The following is a 21108-nucleotide window of genomic DNA, read 5'->3' on the forward strand; positions in this document are numbered from 1 at the left end:
TCAGACCTTGTTTTCCTTGGTTAGGTCTTCGGCCAATTTCTTTTGATACGCTTTTTGCGCCTCATAGTCTTCTTTAGCCTTGTTGGCGTAATAGATAAATCCCATAGCCTGCCTGGTGCGGTTTTCACTAGAGTTTCCATCGGCTCGATGGATGGTCATGGAGTGGTGCACCAATAGATCGCCTGCTTGTGTAGGGTAGAAAACTTCATTTTTATCGGTTTCCTTCCCACCATAATCTACAATACCCTGTGAAAAACCAAGGGTGCCCGTTTTTCCGTGTTCACGCATACCGGTAAGGTGTGAGCCTTTGATGTAACGTACACAGCCGTTCTCTTCGTCGACCGGCTCCAAAGCCATCCACATGGTCACGGCCTCATTGGGTTCTAGCATAAAATAATATCCATCTTGATGGGCCGGGGTCGGTTGTCCTATTTTAGGCGGCTTATTGAAATATTGAATGTTTTTTCCCACGACCCCATCATCCAACAAGATAGAGGCCAGTTTCTCAAACCTACTGCTGTCCATCATATCGGCAAAAAAGGAATCGTACTTAAAAAGACGCTGTAGTTGCTTTAAGGATGTTTTATCATTGATATCCTCATAATACACATCACTCCTGGGCATATGCTCTATTTGAGATTTCTTAAATGCGTTTAGTCTTTCGGTGACTTCACTTATCTCTAAAGCGTTTAAAAATCCGGGAAAGAAAATAAAACCATCGGCTAAAAAATCATTACGCAGTTTTTTTTGCAAATTTTTATCGTCTAAATCGTCTACTCTTTTCATAATATAATGTTGATCGTTGCTATATGGTTTTATTGATCGATCTGGCATCAAAAACCAGACTAAAAACATACCCGACGCAAAAGCATATCACCAATCCCATAAAGGAATACAACAATATGTGCAGGGTAGTATAAAGGCTAATAAAAATAAGGGATACCGTACTTACCGCAACCCCGATCAAGGTACCCCTTGAATTGGCCTTTTTGGTAATCATGCCCAAAAGGAACATTCCTCCCAGACCTGCGGTAATGAGTCCGATAAACAAAAGAAACTGGTCCCACAGCGATTTGATGTTGGAATTTGCCATCCATAGAGCCAATACCATACCCAAACAACCACAAACTAGAGTAGTCATACGGGCTATCCTTAAAAGTTTCAAATCAGGACTCTTTGGTTTAAAATGTTTATAGAAATCATTGCAAAACGCCGTAGAAACCGAATTTAAACTACTACTGATACTTGACATGGCCGCTGAAAATACAGCTGCAATCAAAAGTCCTGACACTCCTATGGGAAGTTCATTTACAATGTACCATGGAAAAATGGAATCGTTATTGGATAGATTGGCCGGAAGCCTTTCCGGAGCTTTTGAGTAAAAGATAAAAAGCAAGGTTCCTATACCAAAAAAGATGATGGTCGCCGGAAGCGTTAGTGCCGCATTCAGGTAGGAAGTTCTCTGCGCATCTTTAACACTAGTACTTGTAAGGTAGCGCTGAACAATGGTTTGATCTGTACCTTGAGTAATGAGTGCAGAGGCAAGTCCTCCCAAGAAAACGACCCAAAACGTAGACTCCGAAAAATTTAAATCCATATTGGCCAAATCGATCTTATTGTGATCTACCGCAAAGTGATATGCCTCCATTAGACCGACTTCCGATTGTGATAGAAGGCAGAATATGGCCAATATGCTTCCCCCCAATAATACGACCACTTGTAATACATCCGTCCAAATTACCGCTTCGATCCCCCCGAAGGTAGTATAGGCGACACAGAGAACGCCCATAATCAAAACTGCCGCTTCTACGGGAACACCAGTTACTATGGAAATAGCCAATGACGGCAAAAGGAGTACAATACCTATCCTCCCCAATTGAAATAAAATAAACGATAGGCTACCCAACACCCTTGCCACATAATTGAACCTGTTCTCCAAAAATTCGTAAGCCGTAGAAATATTGAGCCTATGAAAATATGGGATAAAGACAAAGGCGATAACAGGAACGATCAAAATCATGGTGATGTTAAGGAAAAAATAAGACCAATCGGTCAAAAACGATTTTGCGGGAATGGCCATAAAGGTCAAAGCGCTTAAAAGGGTCCCAAACACACTGATACCCGAGGCCCACCACGGAACACGACCGCCGCCCGTAAAGTAGTCTTTTGTAGATTTTTGTTTCTTGGAAAAGTATAGGCCAATGGCCATAGTTATAATAAAATAACACAGTACAACACCATAGTTTACAGCCCCAAAGCTGTTTACCGCTTCACCTAAAACCAGCTGCTTAACTTTTGGGGTACGGACGCCGGGAGCAATTTCCCCTGAAATCATGTAAAACCCATCTTCTTTTCCGAAAGACAACATCGTCACCGGTAAACTTTCCTCTAGCTGACCGTATACGTACCATTTTTGGGTAATCGTATTAAAGGCGAGTATATCTTTACTAAAGCCTGGGTGGGTATTTAAAATGGCTTTCTTTTTTGAAATAAGCCGGGCTTTTATTTCGTCGGATTCTTGAAGTTTAATTTCTTCGTCCAAATCCTGTAAAACCGAAAACAACACCCCATCATCGCCCCCATATACCAAAATGTGCATGGATCCCATTGTTTGGGCAGACGAACCATTGACTGCCCTGTTTACCCCATTTGGCGATATAGGCCTAGGTTCTTCCCATTGTTTTCTTTCTAGGTCATAGGCAATATAGTTGTTATAAATATCCTTAGCCCCTCCCTCTACCTGGTTTCTTCCTCCAAAAACAAAAAGTTTGGAACCATCTGAAGTTTCCTGTATTGCCGCACTATGAAAGCTCCGAGCCCCCCCAACAAAATCTTTCCCTCTTTCCCATTTTTCAGGACGGCTTAAATCTAAAGTAAAAAGCGAATTCGTTGAAGCAACACCGTCAAAGCCCCCTACCACATATACCTGATCACCCTGAATTGCTGCGGCCGTATAAGCCAAAGACTCGGGCAAATCGGGGTAGCCTTTTATCTCCACGCTTTTATCGTTGGTATTATAGCTTAATAAAAATACCTTGTTCGAAGTATGCTTAGAGTTATTGCCCCCGATTAACAAAATTCCGTTCGGAGTTTGAATAGAAGCCCCATAGCCCAAGGGCGTAGGTAGTCTATTAGCAGCCTTTCGCCATTGTCCATTTTCCAAAATGAAAATAAAATCGGACCACACCTTAGCCCCTCCTTCCCAAGGTGCCCCCTCGGGAAAATTAGCGCCTCCCGCAGCGATGACCACCCCATTGTGGACGCCCCCCAACATGCCGGCATAGCCCAAAGAAGAGGCTTTCCCATCAACCGCCGGTAAAACAGCCAGTTCGATTGGACTTATCTTTTTGGGTACAACCTCTTTGTCATGAACGGTATTACATGAGCATATTAGAAGACCAACAAAAGCAATGAGCCATTGCCGTGACCTAAGAAGCAACAGATGGTTTTTTTTAGGAACTAGAAATTTGGGGGTTTTCAAAACAGTCCGATATTTTTAAGGTTTCGGTAAAAGGTATCGTACTCGTTTTGCGATAGGGGAAGCAAGGGTGAGCGCGGCGGACCGAAATCGTGTCCGGACATTTGCATGATCGCCTTTTGCGAGGCCAGACCGTCATAGCCCAAGAGCGCATCGATTATCCTAACGGCCTTGAAGTATTCCGTCCTTGCCCCCTCTTGGTCGCCCTTTGTGTATCTTTCGGTGATATTGTGGTAGGTGGGCGCCATAAAGTTATAGGTGCTCCCCACGAACGAATCCGCACCCATGGCCAAGGCGGGAAGGAAGAGCTCGTCTACACCGAAGAACATTTTGTACCTCTCGCCGTAGAGCTCTTGGCACATCATAAAATCGTCGATGGCCCCGGAGGTATATTTGATCCCGCCCAACTGTGGCAAGGTATCGCCTATCTTCTCCAAGAAGGTGTGCATCTTGAAATTGAGCCCCGTCTTGCCCGGTATATGGTAATAGACAAAGGGCACATCGTTCTGGCACTCGGCTATTTTGCGTACCGCCTGCACGAGCTGTTCTATACTGGAAACCGTATAGTACGCCGGCAAGGTAGCCGATACGGCAAACGCCCCCGCCCCCACGGCATGCTTGATCAGCTCCTCGGTCGCATCGTAACTCGTATGGCTGACATTCACGATAACGGGTATCCGTCCGTCGACCGCACCTATGTAGGCTTCGGTGACATCCATTCGTTGGCGCACCGTCATCGACAGACCCTCCCCGGTACTGCCCATGGCATAAAGGCCATTGATACCGTTATCAATAAGGTGCTCCACCAATTTCGGTATGGGGGCCATATCAACACAACCCGATTTGTTGAAAGGGCTGAACACCGCCGCTATCAATCCTTTTATATCTAATCTCATTCTATTTGTTTTAATTCTATACTGTGATTAGGCCACAATTTTTGATGATGGCCCAAATGGCTCCCTTACTCGAATAAGGCTTTGATCAGTTCATGTTAATCAGGTCACGTGCATCGAAAGACACCCATACGATACCTTCATACGCTTTTTCTTTACCTGCTTCGTAATAAAGACCAACACGACCATCAAAAGCAACCAAGTCGGAATAGGCAGATGGGCCTTTAAAAACTGTCCTCGATATAGGCCATGTTTTTCCATCATCAGAACTAACCTTAATCGTCATGTTTTCCCTTTTATCCTTGTGTGCCGGATTTGAGAAGATTAGATATGTTTTATTATTGGCATCAAAACGCAATATACTGGCCTGGCAAATAGGTTCTATCAATTCTTCGGAGTATTGCATATTGTCCCATGTATATCCTCCATTGGAACTATAAGCGATCTGCCTTAAAGATTGCGAACGATCGTAATTACGCATGTTCAGCATAAGTCTGTTATCGGAAAGCTCTACCACCTCACATTCATTGACTTGGTCCTTTGGCGTTCTCCCGCCCAAATTCCAAGATTCGCCATGGTCATCGGAATAGATGATATGGGAGTAATATTTATTAGTGCCTTTTTCGATATGGTCACTAGCAACAATCAAACGGCCTTTGTAATTGCCATCTTTCACTTGAATTCCCGAACCCGGACCTGTGGCATACCAAGACCAGTCCGTAAGCTTCACATGATCGGTAATTTCTTCAGGAAAGCTCCAATTATGACCATCATCGTTTGATTTCAACAAAAACACCCTTCTTGTATCCTTACTGGTTCCCTTAATAATTTCATGTTCCCTGTCCTCCCCTAGATTCCAAGTCGATAAGAGTACAATTTTACCTGTTGCTTGATCTACTATTGGTGAAGGATTACCACAAACATTATTTTTATCATCCCAAACTACTTGCAGATCACTCCATGTTTTTCCCTGGTCATCGGAACGTTTCATGACCAAATCGATATCTCCAGTATCACTACATGATTTTTTTCTTGCTTCTGCAAAAGCAAGTAGTGAGCCCTTGTTGGTAGTTACGATGGCAGGTATCCTAAAACAGTTGTACCCTTCCTCCCCATTTTTAAAAAGGTAGTCGAGTTTGTTGAAGTCCGCCATGCTCACCGTTGTTTCTTGAGCTGGCAAGGAATAGCTTATTGTTGCAAAAATAATTAGGGCTAGAAGCTGTTTTAATGGATTTTGATCTTTCATCATGTTTTTTCTTTTAATCAGTAAAATTTATACTTGTGAATTTTCCGTTTTCAATTACCTCGACTTAGGAAATGTTGAAAAATTCGGGAATCATTTTCTTGGCGTTAGGCCTTATTCTTGCAACCGTGTCGGAATCCACTCCTTTATAGGGCCACCTGAGTTTAGGATTGAATTCCAGCCATCCTCCGATTTGCATCAACAGTTTATCCATGGCCATATTGGAATAGCCCTCAGTTAGCATCAACGGGACAATATATTTATCTAAAAATTCTATTATCCTTCCCTCTAATTCAAGGGCCTCATCAAGTTTTCCCGAAATCATATTATCATACCAATTTTGGGCGGCAACGGGATTTAAACAAGACATATTGGAATAGGCACCGTGACAGCCCGCCTTGATCCCGGTAGCAAGATGGTGCCCTGGAATAAAAACAGAAAGTTTTGAAGATATCCTTTTTGACAAGGCATACCAATCACTATCCCCTCCCGCAAGCTTAACACCTATTAGTCCCGCCACATTTTCCTTTAAAACATCTATATCTTGAATTGTAAGTTTCTTTTTTGCGTGCGGAGGGTTGTACAGCACCAGACCAATACCATTGCCCACTTCTTCCATCTTCTTCAAAAAAACAATAGATTCTTCATTGGTAGGCACGAACCAATCGGGCAGGATCACTTGTATCGCACTTGGTTTTAAGTCTACGGACCGCCTTAGCCGTTCAATAGAGGTTATAGGACTCATATGGCTTGCCCCTATCTGAAAATTCAGGGAAGCCTTATTGCATTTGTCGGCCAAAATTTCACTGACCATATCGAACTCATCTTCAGTGATATTATAGAATTCCCCTGCCGAGCCATTGGAATAAATCCCGTCTACGCCCGCATCAATCAAGAAATCGATTTCTTGGGACAGCAGTGGATAATCAATACGCTCATCAGAATTTATGGGAAGTATCAAAGTAGCCCAATTGCCCTTTATACCATCAAATTTTAACGGCTTCATTTTATGTTGTTTTTTCTTTTTTCATTTTTAGTTTTTTAAGATGGCCATCACTATAAGAATCTCTCCAAAACGATTAGAACAAAAGACAATCGTCTTCAAAAAAACTGCATTTCATTCAACTCCATATTTAAAAATTATATTGTACTACAATATAATTTTACTAAAATAGTACATTAAATCCAATATATCCATTTAAGCGGCACATTATTGTCTTTTTAAAGCCCAACGCCTTCAAAAGATTTCCAACATTGGTACATGGCTCTGGGCGTGTGAAAACAACCCTTCCATTTTCCTCCTTTTAAATTCAAATGAATCTTACCTTCCCTATTTAAATAGCCAAACCATTCTCCATTTTCCTGGTCAGAAAAATGCGTCCAAGCATAGTTATGTACTTTTTGAAACCAATCAAATACCGATTTATCCTTGGTACATTCATATGCTTTGGCCAATGCGATCAAAGCCTCTAAATGTACCCACCATAGCTTTTGATCATGTTCCAACTGTAGGGGTGGTTTTCCTCTGACATCCATGAAATAATATATTCCTCCATATTTATTATCCCAAGCGTACTCCAAAATATGAATAATTGTATTTACGGCTTTTTCGATTAACTTCTTATCATTGTTTCTCGCAGCAATATCAATCACAAACCACATAGCTTCCAATCCATGCCCCGGGTTAATTAGCCTACCTTCAAAACTATCATCATGGGTACCATCTGGTCGGACCGATTCAAAAATGAGCCCTGTTTCTTTATCCAAAAAACCATACATAATATCATGTACAATATTTTCCAAGACTTCATTGACCTCTTCCTTTTTTAAAATACCCTCCAACTCCAGCACCAGATTAGCCAAAATCATAGGTAACGCAAAGCTCTTTAATTGACGCCCACCTGTATTTTTCTCGTAAATACCCTTTGGGCTACTTGACCTTTTGCGGATATTTTGGTATGTCTTTTCGGCCAGAATGAGTGATTCTTCATCGCCAGAAACTTTTCCATATTGACAAAGAGCCATTGCAGCAAAACAATCCGTAAAGATATTGTAGGGCTGAACCAAAGCCGATCCACTTCTTGTAGTGGAGAAATAAAAATTCCCCTCACCGTCCATTCCATTTTTCACTATAAAATCTATGCCGGACTTCGCTATATTGAGCCACGTACTATTTTGTTCTACTTCGCCATATAACATTGAAAAAATCCATGCTTGCCTAGCTTGAAGCCACATGAACTTATCGGTATCATACACCTTTCCTTGGTTGTCCAAGCAGGAAAAATAGCCGCCATCAACCTTATCCAAGGAATTTTTCTCCCAAAATGGGATAATATCATTCAAAAGTGCATCTTTATAAAAGTTGCTATATCTCATAAGTATATTAGTATTACGTCTTTCTAATTTTACAAGTACCGCCCTATATCTAACATTTAACCCCATATTTGGAATTTTAGTCAAGATTCTTGTTTTCAACCCTTATTCCTAAATTCACATCGCCCCCAATGTTCTATAATCATTTATACATTAAGGTTTTAGATTCATTAAAGGAGTTTTGTAATTGCCTTAAGGTCACGATTGGATCGATATCGTTTTTTAGATGTTTATGCAAAACCCTTCCCAAATACTCTTGAAAACTGGGCCAACCAAAATAACGAGGCCTCACATATGCACTTTCCAATGTTTGAAGTGTATTTTGAAAAAAATTATCGGTTAAATTGTTGGCATCGGGATCCATCCAACAAGTTATATTTCCAGGTTGTCCGTTGTTAACCGTGTATATGTCCTTTTGAACTCTTTCACTACAAACCCAATAACAGTAATCTACTGCTTCAATACTATTTTTGCACTGTGAAGAAACCGCAATACCAGCGCCACCTAAAACTGTCTTGGCGTTTGGGGAATCTGTAAATACAAGTCGGTTTTCCCTAAACCCCTTACGGGAATAGTTGGTATAATTGAAGGCCAGAGGAGCGTAAACGATATCATCAGTTTGTGCCATATAGTCATATAGGTCTATAGGATTCCAATCCAAGGCGTTTGGATGAAACTCCATACACATTCTTTTCATTAAGCCCAATATTTCAATTCCCACCTTATGAGGCACCAATTCCTCTGAATCCATTACTATTGGTGCTCCAAATTGATTACAAAGGGATAAAAATGCACAAAGACTATCGGTCGGACAGAGAGCCATCCCGACATATTTCCCATTGGATCTCAACCTGTGGGCCAATGCAAACACCTCTTCCCAAGATTTAGGAATACTATCGGACAACAAATCCTTTCGGTAACTACCACATTGAAATGCCGCATCGATTGGCAATGCCCATTGGTGCTTTTGAAAAGAATAACTTGAAAAGCTTGGACCCGCCGATTGCGCCTTGAGCAACAAAAACAACTCATCTGAAAGATGTTCTTCCAAAGGAACAAGGCACCCTGTGCCTGCAATTACTCCGCAATGTGGATGATCAAGGATTAGTAAATCATATTGTTCCGATAAACTCTCAATGGAAAAATCCCCAAAGTCGGTCAAAGATCGTTTTTGCCATTCAACAATTATCCCTTTTTCTTCGTAATATGCAGCAGAGGCCGCAATAAGTGGGTCATAACCCCTTGGATGATCCCATGTTATCCCCTTAAGAGTTATTGAAGCCATTATTTGTTATTCAAACTTTTTTGATAGAATTCCTGTATTTTTCCCTGACCCTCTTCAGAGCTATAAAATTTACCCAACTGTTCATTTTCCATATCCAAGGCCGAGACATCCACTTCACCCAAGCATTTGCGTGTCAATTGTTTAATCGCCCTTAACCTATCAACTGGCTTATCGGTCAATTGAGCCACAAATTCTCCAACCCTTTCATTGAACCCTTCTTTTTCATAGATGTGGTTTACTACTCCCTTAGCCCACATTTCCTCGGCAGTAACTGCCCTGCCGGTCATAATCATCTCATTGGCCAAATTACTCCCGATTTTTCTGGTTAATCTCTGGGTTCCACCACCACCTGGAATTAGATTAAGGTTAATTTCCGGCAGGCCGAGTTTCGCATATTGCCTACATAAGATCATATCACATGACAGGGCAATTTCAAACCCACCACCAAAAGCATAGCCATTTATCGCAGCAATAATCGGCTTGGAATTTTTCTCTATGGCTGCGTAAAGCCTCCTGCCCATTAATTGAAATGCCTCAAATTCCTCTTCGGTTTGTTGAGCGTATTCCTTAATATCGGCGCCCGCCATAAATGCCTTGCCCTCGCCAGTAATAACAGCGACGGCTATTTTACCGTCATTAGTTGAATGGACCAACTCAAGTGATTCAATGATTTCATTCATCATTTGACGATTCATAGCATTAAGCTGATCGGGTCTATTAAATTTTATCCATGCCACCCGGTTGGATACCTCATATTTTAGAAATTTGAACACCATACTAAAGTCACTTTTATTTTACCTTCTCAACACTTATCACCTCAACGTTTATCAAATCGGCAATTTCCTCCTCCGTATAGCCCAATTCTGAAAGAATTTCCTCACCATGTTCTCCTATTAATGGAGATGCCCTTGTAATCTCACCGGGTGTCTCACTCATTGTAAAAGGAATATTCGTAACTTTTACCTTGCCCGCTTTAGGATGTCTAATTTCAACAAAAGTATTGTTGAACTTGACCTGAGGGTCGAATTCAACTTCGGACTGTTTGTTGACCTTGGCTACCCAAATATCAAAAGACAGCATGATGTCCAGCCATTCTTGGGTGGTTTTAGTTTTTATGATTTTTTCGACTTCCCCATGAATTTCATCTCTTTTATCGTATAAAATCTGAGCATCATCGTACTTGTTCAAAGTATCGTCTTCAAGTGCCTTCACCAATTTTGACCAAGGACACATGGCTATAGAAATAAATCCATCCTTTGTCCCATACATCCCAAACGGTGCTGCATTTCCGGGGTGACCTATATTAGAATTCGGTCTTTCAAAAGGAACCCCTAAATTTTGAATGGTGAAGTAATCTTGCATCTGAAAGGCAATGGCAGAAGACAGCAGATTCGTCTTGATTTCCTGACCAATCCCAGTTCTTTCCCGATAAAACAATGCCGCTAAAATGGCATATACAGAGTTCAAGGCATTAACCTGATCGCAAAGTGCCGTACCTATTGCTACCGGACCGTCATTCTCTTTACCACTGGTCATTACGGCCCCACTGATACTTTGCGCCAATAAATCCTGCCCCGGTCTTTTTAAATAGGGCCCCTCATCTCCCCAGCCACTTGCTGAGCAATATATAATGGAGGGGTTTATTTGTTTTAAATCTTCATAACCATACCCAAGTCGCTTCATCACCCCTGGACGAAAATTTTCAACAATAATATCTGCCTGCTGTACCAGTTTATAAATAATATCCTTTCCTTGTTCCGATTTCATATCGACGGCAATGGACCTCTTATTTCTGTTCCATGCCATAAAACAAGGTGACTCATCACCTGCAATCCATTTGTTGAAAAAGGTCATATCGCGATAAATATCACCTGTCTTAATTCGCTCAACTTTAATGACATCAGCACCCACATCGCCCAACATTTGAGTAGCGTACGGCCCTTGTAACAACTGTGAAAAATCTAATACCTTTATTCCTTCCAATGCCTGTTTCATAAGTTATGATCTATTGTCTTTTGGTTAACTGCCCTAAGCTTTGGGTCATTAATGCAATTCCTTTAAATATATCTCGGTAGGGTACATAGCCCCCCGTCTACTTTCAAGTCCTCTCCCGTAATAAATGTAGACTCATCAGAAGCCAAAAAAACCGCAGTCATAGCCACCTCTTGTGAAGTTCCCATTCTATTCATCGCAGCTTGTGTTTCACTTTTTTTCAGGAACTCCTCTCCCTCATTCTTTATACGTTCTTGATTAAGTGGGGTCATAATTGCCCCGGGGGAAATAGTATTAAAGCGAACATTAAACCTACCATATTGTCCCGCCAACTGGCTACTCATAGCCATTATAGCCCCTTTAATGCCGGCATACACGGTCCAATCATCCCAACTTCGATGGGCCTGTACCGATGAGATGCTTATAATACTTCCGGAATTTTGGCGTAACATATAAGGGAGTGACATTTTTATTCCCCTAAATACACTTTTCAGGTTTATGTTGACCAACTCGTCAAATTCATCTTCTTTCATTCTTGTTATATCGTAACTCTTTGCTATGGCTGCGTTATTTACAAGAACATCTATTTTTTGAAAGGCAGTTACAGTATTTTCAATAAGGGATGCGACACTATCGGCATCACCTACATCACACTTGTATACCTCAACCGGGTAACCCTTTTTTTGCAACTCTTCGGCCTCTCCTGCACATTTTTCCATATTTATATCGGCCATAACCACAATGGCCCCTTCTTTAGCGAAAGCCTTGCATATGGCCAACCCAATACCGCTGGCCGCTCCCGTAATTATGGCTACCTTTTTCTCTAACCTTCCCATATTATTTTAGATATACAATCATTTTTCGCAATATCAGGTATTTCATACCCTATCGACTATTCCCTTGATTACGTCCACATACTTAAACAACAAACCTCATTTGATTATAGCTTCTTCAGGTCAAAACAGTCCGATATTTTTAAGGTTTCGGTAAAAGGTATCGTACTCGTTTTGCGATAGGGGAAGCAAGGGTGAGCGTGGCGGACCGAAATCGTGTCCGGACATTTGCATGATCGCCTTTTGCGAGGCCAGACCGTCATAGCCCAAGAGCGCATCGATTATCCTAACGGCCTTGAAGTATTCCGTCCTTGCCCCCTCTTGGTCGCCCTTTGTGTATCTTTCGGTGATATTGTGGTAGGTGGGCGCCATAAAGTTATAGGTGCTCCCCACGAACGAATCCGCACCCATGGCCAAGGCGGGAAGGAAGAGCTCGTCTACACCGAAGAACATTTTGTACCTCTCGCCGTAGAGCTCTTGGCACATCATAAAATCGTCGATGGCCCCGGAGGTATATTTGATCCCGCCCAACTGTGGCAAGGTATCGCCTATCTTCTCCAAGAAGGTGTGCATCTTGAAATTGAGCCCCGTCTTGCCCGGTATATGGTAATAGACAAAGGGCACATCGTTCTGGCACTCGGCTATTTTGCGTACCGCCTGCACGAGCTGTTCTATACTGGAAACCGTATAGTACGCCGGCAAGGTAGCCGATACGGCAAACGCCCCCGCCCCCACGGCATGCCTGATTAGCTCCTCGGTCGCATCGTAACTCGTATGGCTGACATTCACGATAACGGGTATCCGTCCGTCGACCGCACCTATGTAGGCTTCGGTGACATCCATTCGTTGGCGCACCGTCATCGACAGACCCTCCCCGGTACTGCCCATGGCATAAAGGCCATTGATGCCGTTATCAATAAGGTGCTCCACCAATTTCGGTATGGGGGCCATATCAACACAACCCGATTTGTCGAAAGGGCTGAACACCGCCGCTATCAATCCTTTTATATCTAATCTCATTCTATTTGTTTTAATTCTACACTATGATTAGGCCACAATTTTTGATGATGGCCCAAGAACTCAATCTTGTTTTCATCATCTTAACCGCCTCCTTTGATCAACTTATTGAAATTGGTTTTCTCTTCTGTAATCAGTGATAATAATGAGGCAAATTCAGTATTCACCGAAACATAAGGCGGAATCATAGACTCCGCCTCCGTCTCAGCTCTAACTAACTAGCTAACTCAAATACTATTATTGATAAAGTGGGTCTGTAAGTAGATCATTCTTTATTAGGACATTGGTATGGACCGGCCAATATAAAGGTGTGGTTTTACCCACAAGGTTTGGCACATATTCATAAACATTGATCAGACCGGTTGCATGAGCCCTTCTCAAATCCAACCAGCGTTTGCCTTCATGAAATAATTCCCGACCTCTTTCATTCAAAATCTCTATACCAAGTAAGGTTTTATCGGTCTCTACCACATCGGGCAAATCGGCTCTGTCACGAACTTTATTCAACTCAATCCTAGCATTTTCCAAATCATCCAACGCCAGGTATGCTTCAGCTTTTAAAAGCAAAAGGCCCGATAGTCTATAGACAATTATATCACTGTCGGGGGTACGATCATCGGCATACTGCGTACCTCTGTACTTATTGGCCCAATATTTTCTTGGAACCCCCTCATAAAGCTCTGGAATATAAGTCCGCGAAATACGCTTGTCCATTGGAAAGTCTTCAAAGAGTTCCAATAATCTAGGACCGACAGCATAAGCTTGTTGGGCAGCTAACCGAATAGGGAGCTCAACTACATTATCAGCTCCATTACTAGTGTCAAAACGGAGAAACGCTTCGTTGATTCTTGAACTAGTATATTCATACCTGTCGCAATACACGCTAAGAATAATTTCTTCATTTTTATCCGTATCGAAAATGTTTCCATAGTCATCGAGTAAAATAACGCCCGAGGCCTCTACTTGCTGTATTGCATTAATAGCTGCGTCAAAATCGGGTTTTCCCCCACCTAGAACACTACCCGTCCACATTTTAACATCAGCCTGCAAAGCATAAACCGCCGGTTTTGAAAATCGGTATTTATCTTGATATCCATTTTCGGGAAATAATTCGAGAGCTTCACTAATATCGGAATTGATCTGATTAAAGACTTCCGCTACAGGAGACCTAGCGTACAATGGCGTATTTTCGTCTTCAACGGAATTTAGGACAATGGGCACATCTCCCCAAACCCTTGCCAAGAAAAAATAAGTATTGGCCCTAAGCGCTAAAGCTTCGGCCTTAACCCGGTTTTTAAGCGATTGATCCGTAAATTCAAAAGCTTCAATTTGCTCCAAAAGCAAATTACAATGACCAATGGTTCCGTAAAAGGTCGTCCAGTTATAAGTGGTTCCCGGTGTTAAATTTTGATCCCAGAACTGGAACCTGTTATTATAGCCTTCTTCCCACATTTCACCTCTTTCCTCTCCTATACGAATCATATTATCCGCCATCAAGGTTCTATTCCGAGCATAAACAGAAAAAAGATAGGGCATAAAATCATTTTCGGTTTTCCAATAGTTTTGTCCCGTAATTGAAGATTTAACCTCTGGCTCCAACATATCTTCACAGGCGGATATTGATACCATGACCCAAAAGGCTAGTATGTATTTTAAGTATTTCGTTTCCATCATCGTTATGTTTTAACTTGTATTAATTAAAAAGTCAATGTTGCCCCAAAAGTGAACTGTCTAGGGCGCGGATAGGCACCGCCATCATATCCTGTGTATACTTCCGGGTTATATCCGTCATAGGCTGTTAAATATCCTATATTATACACTCCTCCATTTAACACGAGGCTACTTATTCTAAGCATCTTGCACCAATCAGTCGGAAAGTTGTACGACAAGGAAACTTCTCTAAAAGCTAAAAAATCCCCTTTTGAATAATAGATAGAGTTATCGGTACCATAAGCACTTGAAAGACCCGTATTAGAATAACCCGTTAAGCTTCCGAGAAACCGCAAATGGTTTCTTCTTCCCACATCCCAATCACCAAAGCCAATTCTAGGATATTTTTTACCTACATCACCTTGCTCCCTCCAAATATCATTGCCTGCAGCTTCTACCGGCGCCCCCTCATTGTACGACCGACCTTGCCCCAGACCTCTTGCAAGAGAACCATTATTGATGACGTGGCCCATGGCATAATCCATATTGACACGAAGACTAAAGCGCTTATAACGAATCGTATTTTGGAAACCTCCGATCTTGTCAGGTGTTCTATATCCCATAAATACGATATCCTTGCCGTCAATTATATTATCTCCGTTTAAATCTGCCCAATCTACATCACCACCATGGCGAGGCTCATCTTGTAGCGCCCCTATGGCCATCATATCTTTAATGGGACTAGCAGCAGCCTCTTCATCTGTAGCAAAAATTCCATTCGACTTCCAGGCCCAAAGCCCTAATGGTCTTTCACCTTCGGCAAAACCACCAATTTCCACTTCCTTGCCAAGATTGGGGTCATAGACCACTCCGCCCCCAATTCTGTTTTTTTCCCTTGTATTCTCGGGCAATTCCACTATCTCTGATTTGTTATAGGCAAAAGTGAAATTAGAGTGCCATGAAAAGTCTGGGTTGTTTACTATGAATCCACCTAGTTCTACTTCAATACCACTATTCCGTAGTGAACCTACATTGTATTTAATACTACTAAAGCCGGTTTCAGCAGGCAACGGAAGGGACTCTAACCGATTCGATGTAAGCTTGTTATAATAATCAAAAACAAAACTTAACCTATTACCGAAAAGACCGACATCGATACCAGCATCAAAAGCCGAGGTGGTCTCCCATAATAAATTGGGATTAGGAAGGTTGTTCCTATAAATACCCGAATTGGTCGCATAGGTGGTGGTTGAATATTGGCCATAAGTGTCACTTGTTGACAGATTGGACAAGCCCGTTTCCCCCCAGCTGTATCTAACTTTCAAATTGTCCATCCAGTCCACCTTCCAAAAATCCTCTTTGCTAACAACCCATCCCGCAGATACCGATGGAAACAAAGCCCATCTGTTCTCTGGGGCAAAATTGGAAAAACCATCACGTCTAATTGAAGCGGAAAAAAGGTATTTGGCACTAAGGTCATAACTAAATTGCCCAAAGAAACTGGCGCTCTTTTCTTCATCAAAAAGAGATGACGAGCTCATATTTGGGGAAACAACCCCGCCCGGCAATGTAGTACTTGCAGGGTCACCTGTTATTGTTGTAATTATATCTGTTGCAGAACGTTGGGAAGTACCAATAACCCGGAACAGTTTATTTCTGGTAAAATTGAATCCGGCCAATGCCATAAAGTGATGTTTGTTCCCAATGTTTTTATCATATTGTAAAATATGATCCGTCATCAATTGCTTTCTATCATCGATTCTTTGGTATTTATAGCGCGGATTGCTTTGCTGTGGGTAGAATTTTTCAAAATCCATCCTCGTATAGAGGTTGGTGTTCAGCGATACGGAAGGCCGATAAGACAATCCTGGGAAAATGGTGTAATCTGCAGATAGACGGACCACAAATTGATTGGTGTTTCTGTTATAGTCTTGATAGTATAACTGATGTAATCTGTTTCTCGGATTATTACTTTCCCCAAGGTTCGGTGTGCCATCGTCATTATACAACCTGTTTAAAGAGGGGACTCTTGTTCCCCTTGTAATGTCATTTTGAGTGCTTTGGGAATTCTGATTATCGTTCCATAGATAAGTCGTATTTAAATTCAATCGCAATTTATCGGTTACCTTTAATCCAATATTGGCGAGACCACTGAATCGTTCGTAATTGGTTCCCAAAAAGACACCGCCCTGATTAACATAGCCCAATGACACATTATAATCTACATTTTCGGACCCTCCGCTAACTCCAAGGTTGTAGTTACTGGTGTTGGCCGTATTCCAAACGACATCTTGATAATGACTGTCTTTAAAAATCAGAGTTGTAGAAGGATCAACCGGATCAGGCATCGTTTCCCATCCGTTTGACAATAAATTATCGACATAAGCCTGTCCCTCAACATCTATTAAGTTATTAAGCGAGGCAGTCGTAAACTTGAATTCACCATATTCCCCAGGATTGTTGAAGGTAGGCACCCCTGTTGAACCTGCGGACTGAAGAAAGACTTCTGGGTCGTAATTATCGATTCCCCTTAACTTTGCAGGCCTAAAGGTTTCGATATATTCCCTTGCATTTAAATATTCAAAATTACGGGCTTGGGTCTCGATACCATGCTGATATCTAAAAGTAATCTTCGGTTTTGAACTTGAACTACCCGTTTTGGTTTTAACAATGATAACCCCATTGGCACCTCTAGCCCCGTATATTGCGGTAGATGCCGCATCTTTCATTACCTGAATGGACTCTATATCATCAGGATTTACGTCTCCGATGCTGCGAAATACACCATCAATAACATATAATGGGTCACTGGCCTGGCGACCACCTCCCGTTTCAGTAGTGGCATACGGACTGTAAGTGGTTCCGCCCCTAATTACTATATTGGGATTTTCCCCTGGCTGACCGGTCAATACAGGTACCGAGACACCCGCCATTTTTCCTTGAAGAGCTTGCGCCGGGCTTACCGAGGGAATATTTCTCAATTCCTCATCGTCTACTTTTGAAATAGAACTCGTGATTTTGGCCCTTGACTGTGTTCCATAACCTATAACTACAACATCATCTAACTGTTGAAAATCTGGCATTAACTTAATTGTCATGGTAGATTGCCCATTAAAGGGGACGCTCTTGGATTCAAATCCTAAGTAAGAAAAGACAAGAACATCGGAATCTGATACATCAAGTGTAAAAACCCCATCAAAATCAGTAACTGTTCCGACTGAACTTCCATCAATCACAACATTTACCCCTGGCAAAAGGGCATCGTTCTCATCATAAACGGTACCAGTCACCTTGGTTTTAGTCTGCCCCAACACGGTTGCAGAAGAAGCCATTAAACACAAAATAAGCAAAATCAATTGCCAAGAATTTTGTTTGGTTTTTTTCATTGTTTCCATAATTTAAAATTTAGTTGATTATATTGTAGGACAATATGATTTAGCTAATATAGTATTTTACTTTTATTGTACAATAAAAAAATGCTTTTAACCTATTTTATAAATATTTGTTACATCTTTGTACCCATATTAATATGAGCGCAAAAATTCAATTATGGAGAAGGCAGAATCAAAGTTAAGGCCCGTACAAAAGAGAAGTATGGTCGATCAGGTTGAGAACAATCTTCGTACTTTTATTAAGGAGCGAGGCTTTAAACCAGGGGACACCCTCCCCACTGAGAATGAGTTGGCAATGACGATGAACGTAAGCCGAAACGTAGTCCGTGAAGCCCTTAGCCGATTTAAAATGCTAGGGTTGATCGATTCAAATAAAAAAAATGGAATAACACTTATCAAGTTCAATTTATTTCCTGCTTTGGAAAGGGTACTTGACCCTACGGTCATGGACAAAGAAACCCTACATGAACTTTTTGAATTGCGCATTATGCTAGAAATAGGAATGGCCGATACCCTATACCGAAAGATAACTCCTGAACATATAAAGGAATTGCGAAAAATCATTGCCGATTACATGTCCTCTCCTAAAAAGGACACTAAAATTGCCCATGAAATAACTTTTCACACCGCCCTATACAAAATAACCGGCAACGAGACTTTATTCGGTTTTCAAAAATACCTAAAGACTGTATTCGACTATGTTCTCGAATTAGAATCGAATTTTAAAGTTTCAGAGTCAAAAATCAATCATTCTAGCCTCGTCGATTGTTTGGAGACAGGAACGGTCGAAGAGTTTAGGCAAAAGATGCAGGAACATTTTAGCGGCTATTATAAACTAGGTATTTTCAATAAATGAAGTTAAAATATAATTGTCTATGCGTATGATTCCGATCAAATAAAAAGCCCTCTTTTTCACACCGATTATAAAATTATTTTAATCGCACACCTACAAGACCGTCCTCCCCAAAATACTTTACACATTCTCATCAATGTGATACCCTAGACTACGATTTACTGAAGTTTGTAAAGTTCTCTTCCCGTACTACGGGAGTACTAAAAAGCTTAGGTAGGCCAACCACAAAAAGGTGTCTATCAAAAAACCTTCCACATGTAGACAAAATTAGGCCAGTAAAATACTGGTATACTTCATTTAACAGAACCAAAATATTAAGTTTAAAAAAAACGGTCTTTGCTAATGCAAAGACCGTTTTTTACATACCCAGCCTTATCCTTTTTTTAAGACATTACTGATTTTGAAAAGTAGTATTATCGAAAATCCCCTTCCCTTATTAGGTAGTATAAGTATCAAAAAAATGGTTAAAGAGCAATACCGTCAACTTTTTACCGGCCTAATTTTATATTCACTACTTGATTAGCACTTACATCAAATAATGGTGTTCCTTTAAAGTTTGGATCAACCTTTGTAAAGGATTCACTTTTTAAATAAATCAACGACCCTTCAAAATTGGGATACTTTTTCCTAAGCGCATCATACTCGGGGTTTACACATTCCTTTCCCCATATGCCCAACATGAATTTCAAACCTGCTTCGTCTTCTCCATACTGTCCCTTATCGCCTGTTTGAGCGATCCATTGATCCAGTATGGAGCGATATTTTGTCAATATTTCAGAATATTCCGAATTCACCGCCAAATTGTTCAACTCAAAGGGATCGGCTTTTAAATCGTATAATTCTTCCGAAGGGCGTTCATCTGACATAAATCGTCTCTGCACCTCATTTAGCTTTCCTTCAGCATACAATTGTTTCATCACCCCAACGAATTCTATCTTGTCAAAATCCATATAAGTCGGTTGGGAATAGGGTCTATCCGTCATAAAATTCCTGATATACTTATACTCCTTTGAACGTACCGACCTAATACGGTCTATGGTAAAATCGCAACGATCTCTAGTTGAGATTACATATTCCCTTGGTGTACCGCTAGGGTTAAACATATTGCGACCTTCCATATATTCCGGTATCGGAATACTGGCTAAAGCAAGCGAACTGGTTCCTAGGTCTAGGCCACTGATCAGGTCATCATTCACGCTTCCCGGTTTAAATTGCTTATCGGCTGCTCTAAAATCCGCTATAATCAAGGGTACCTGTAGCCCTCCATCATATAAAAACTGTTTATTTCTGGTCAGGCGCATACCATGATCGGAAAAAAAGAAAACAATGGTATTCTTTAGCAAATCGTTTTCTTTTAATTTATTCATAACCTCACCTACTTTTTCATCCGTAATCTGAATTGCATCCAAGTGGTTGGCATATTCTTCAATAATGACGGGATGATTTGGCAGATAGGGCGGTAGTTGAATTTTCGACCGATCTACAGGTGAAGTAACGTTTTCCTTGAACTTGGAATTGAAAATTTCCTTGCCGCCGTACATCTGTATTTGACCGAAAAACGGTTCCTTTTCGGTTAGTGTTGCCAAATCCAGTCTTACTCCTCCTTTACCGTATAAAGGATGGTACGAATAATCTTGATCATACAATTCTTTTCTGTCATATATAAAGTTATAGTCGTCCTTACCGTTATTAAACGTAAAATACCCTGCTTCCTTAAAAAGTTCAGGAATGGTCTTTATATTCTCCGGCAAATATGTTGCCGATTCCACAGTTCTTGAACCATGATGGTTCTGGGCTCCGATGGTGGTCGCCATCATTCCGGTAATGATACTTGATCGACTGGCCGAACAGACAGGAGCGGGCATAAAGACGTTGGTATACAAAACACCTTTCATAGCTAGGCTGTCAATGTTCGGAGTGGCAACAAGTTGCTCTCCATAGCATCCCATAAGCGGAGCGGTATCTTCTAAATATATCCAAAGGATATTGGGCTTAGTTGTATTCTCATTCCCTTCCTTTTGTCGTGTATCCCCGTTTTTACACGATACGAATAGTGTTGCTGCCAATACAATCAGCAAAATATTTTTTTTCATTCTATA

The 21108-nt window shown here is 41.3% G+C and carries 15 protein-coding genes; 1 reads left to right on the forward strand and 14 read right to left on the reverse strand.

Annotation, left to right across the window (positions count from 1 at the left end; translation table 11 throughout):
- The 13 genes from ZOBGAL_RS04890 to ZOBGAL_RS04950 form a co-directional block, all read right to left on the reverse strand.
- Window positions 1-786 (reverse strand): phytanoyl-CoA dioxygenase family protein, encoded by a 786-nt coding sequence (locus tag ZOBGAL_RS04890; RefSeq protein WP_013992408.1) that lies wholly within the window; start codon window positions 784-786, stop codon window positions 1-3.
- Between the two features lie 19 nt (window positions 787-805).
- Entirely contained in the window at window positions 806-3481 is a 2676-nt protein-coding gene (locus tag ZOBGAL_RS04895; RefSeq protein ID WP_231854797.1) for a sodium:solute symporter family transporter, read from the reverse strand.
- On the reverse strand, window positions 3478-4374 hold the full coding sequence (locus ZOBGAL_RS04900) for a dihydrodipicolinate synthase family protein (RefSeq protein ID WP_013992410.1): 897 nt from the start codon (window positions 4372-4374) through the stop codon (window positions 3478-3480). Before ZOBGAL_RS04900 ends, ZOBGAL_RS04895 begins: the two co-directional genes overlap by 4 nt.
- A gap of 85 nt (window positions 4375-4459) precedes the next feature.
- The gene (locus ZOBGAL_RS04905; RefSeq protein ID WP_013992411.1) at window positions 4460-5620 is read right to left on the reverse strand and encodes a sialidase family protein; all 1161 of its coding nucleotides are present in this window, start codon (window positions 5618-5620) and stop codon (window positions 4460-4462) included.
- A gap of 61 nt (window positions 5621-5681) precedes the next feature.
- Complete coding sequence (locus tag ZOBGAL_RS04910) at window positions 5682-6620, reverse strand: dihydrodipicolinate synthase family protein (RefSeq protein WP_013992412.1); 939 nt, start codon at window positions 6618-6620, stop codon at window positions 5682-5684.
- 215 nt (window positions 6621-6835) lie between these two features.
- Window positions 6836-7990, reverse strand: coding sequence for an AGE family epimerase/isomerase (locus ZOBGAL_RS04915; protein ID WP_046287353.1), 1155 nt, complete (start codon window positions 7988-7990; stop codon window positions 6836-6838).
- Between the two features lie 139 nt (window positions 7991-8129).
- Window positions 8130-9272, reverse strand: a complete 1143-nt coding sequence (locus tag ZOBGAL_RS04920) for an extracellular solute-binding protein (protein ID WP_013992414.1) — start codon at window positions 9270-9272, stop codon at window positions 8130-8132.
- Entirely contained in the window at window positions 9272-10048 is a 777-nt protein-coding gene (locus tag ZOBGAL_RS04925; protein WP_013992415.1) for an enoyl-CoA hydratase/isomerase family protein, read from the reverse strand. The genes ZOBGAL_RS04920 and ZOBGAL_RS04925 overlap by 1 nt, the downstream gene beginning before the upstream one ends.
- A 13-nt stretch (window positions 10049-10061) precedes the next feature.
- Window positions 10062-11267: a CaiB/BaiF CoA transferase family protein gene (locus ZOBGAL_RS04930; protein ID WP_013992416.1), complete on the reverse strand. Its 1206-nt coding sequence runs from the start codon at window positions 11265-11267 to the stop codon at window positions 10062-10064.
- Window positions 11268-11329: 62 nt separating this feature from the next.
- The gene (locus tag ZOBGAL_RS04935) at window positions 11330-12100 is read right to left on the reverse strand and encodes an SDR family NAD(P)-dependent oxidoreductase (protein WP_013992417.1); all 771 of its coding nucleotides are present in this window, start codon (window positions 12098-12100) and stop codon (window positions 11330-11332) included.
- Between the two features lie 120 nt (window positions 12101-12220).
- A complete protein-coding gene (locus ZOBGAL_RS04940; RefSeq protein ID WP_013992418.1) occupies window positions 12221-13117 on the reverse strand; it encodes a dihydrodipicolinate synthase family protein in 897 nt (298 codons plus the stop codon).
- A 234-nt stretch (window positions 13118-13351) separates the two neighbouring features.
- Complete coding sequence (locus ZOBGAL_RS04945) at window positions 13352-14743, reverse strand: RagB/SusD family nutrient uptake outer membrane protein (protein ID WP_158499717.1); 1392 nt, start codon at window positions 14741-14743, stop codon at window positions 13352-13354.
- 68 nt (window positions 14744-14811) lie between these two features.
- On the reverse strand, window positions 14812-18150 hold the full coding sequence (locus tag ZOBGAL_RS04950; protein WP_013992421.1) for a SusC/RagA family TonB-linked outer membrane protein: 3339 nt from the start codon (window positions 18148-18150) through the stop codon (window positions 14812-14814).
- A gap of 163 nt (window positions 18151-18313) precedes the next feature.
- Between ZOBGAL_RS04950 and ZOBGAL_RS04955 the strand changes: the two genes are divergently transcribed.
- A complete protein-coding gene (locus ZOBGAL_RS04955) occupies window positions 18314-19012 on the forward strand; it encodes a FadR/GntR family transcriptional regulator (protein WP_013992422.1) in 699 nt (232 codons plus the stop codon).
- A 485-nt stretch (window positions 19013-19497) separates the two neighbouring features.
- Here the strand turns inward: ZOBGAL_RS04955 and ZOBGAL_RS04960 are convergent, their stop codons facing one another.
- Window positions 19498-21102: a sulfatase family protein gene (locus ZOBGAL_RS04960; protein WP_013992423.1), complete on the reverse strand. Its 1605-nt coding sequence runs from the start codon at window positions 21100-21102 to the stop codon at window positions 19498-19500.
- Window positions 21103-21108 lie beyond the last annotated feature (6 nt).

Source organism: Zobellia galactanivorans (assembly GCF_000973105.1).
GTDB classification, from domain to species: Bacteria; Bacteroidota; Bacteroidia; order Flavobacteriales; family Flavobacteriaceae; genus Zobellia; species Zobellia galactanivorans.

Bases quoted from the DNA above. Each gene is read 5' to 3' on its own strand.
- ZOBGAL_RS04890 (WP_013992408.1), bottom strand. From the start codon at position 786: ATGAAAAGAGTAGACGATTTAGACGATAAAAATTTGCAAAAAAAACTG.
- ZOBGAL_RS04900 (WP_013992410.1), bottom strand. From the start codon at position 4,374: ATGAGATTAGATATAAAAGGATTGATAGCGGCGGTGTTCAGCCCTTTC.
- ZOBGAL_RS04905 (WP_013992411.1), bottom strand. From the start codon at position 5,620: ATGATGAAAGATCAAAATCCATTAAAACAGCTTCTAGCCCTAATTATT.
- ZOBGAL_RS04910 (WP_013992412.1), bottom strand. From the start codon at position 6,620: ATGAAGCCGTTAAAATTTGATGGTATAAAGGGCAATTGGGCTACTTTG.
- ZOBGAL_RS04915 (WP_046287353.1), bottom strand. From the start codon at position 7,990: ATGAGATATAGCAACTTTTATAAAGATGCACTTTTGAATGATATTATC.
- ZOBGAL_RS04920 (WP_013992414.1), bottom strand. From the start codon at position 9,272: ATGGCTTCAATAACTCTTAAGGGGATAACATGGGATCATCCAAGGGGT.
- ZOBGAL_RS04925 (WP_013992415.1), bottom strand. From the start codon at position 10,048: ATGGTGTTCAAATTTCTAAAATATGAGGTATCCAACCGGGTGGCATGG.
- ZOBGAL_RS04930 (WP_013992416.1), bottom strand. From the start codon at position 11,267: ATGAAACAGGCATTGGAAGGAATAAAGGTATTAGATTTTTCACAGTTG.
- ZOBGAL_RS04935 (WP_013992417.1), bottom strand. From the start codon at position 12,100: ATGGGAAGGTTAGAGAAAAAGGTAGCCATAATTACGGGAGCGGCCAGC.
- ZOBGAL_RS04940 (WP_013992418.1), bottom strand. From the start codon at position 13,117: ATGAGATTAGATATAAAAGGATTGATAGCGGCGGTGTTCAGCCCTTTC.
- ZOBGAL_RS04945 (WP_158499717.1), bottom strand. From the start codon at position 14,743: ATGGTATCAATATCCGCCTGTGAAGATATGTTGGAGCCAGAGGTTAAA.
- ZOBGAL_RS04950 (WP_013992421.1), bottom strand. From the start codon at position 18,150: ATGAAAAAAACCAAACAAAATTCTTGGCAATTGATTTTGCTTATTTTG.
- ZOBGAL_RS04955 (WP_013992422.1), top strand. From the start codon at position 18,314: ATGGAGAAGGCAGAATCAAAGTTAAGGCCCGTACAAAAGAGAAGTATG.
- ZOBGAL_RS04960 (WP_013992423.1), bottom strand. From the start codon at position 21,102: ATGAAAAAAAATATTTTGCTGATTGTATTGGCAGCAACACTATTCGTA.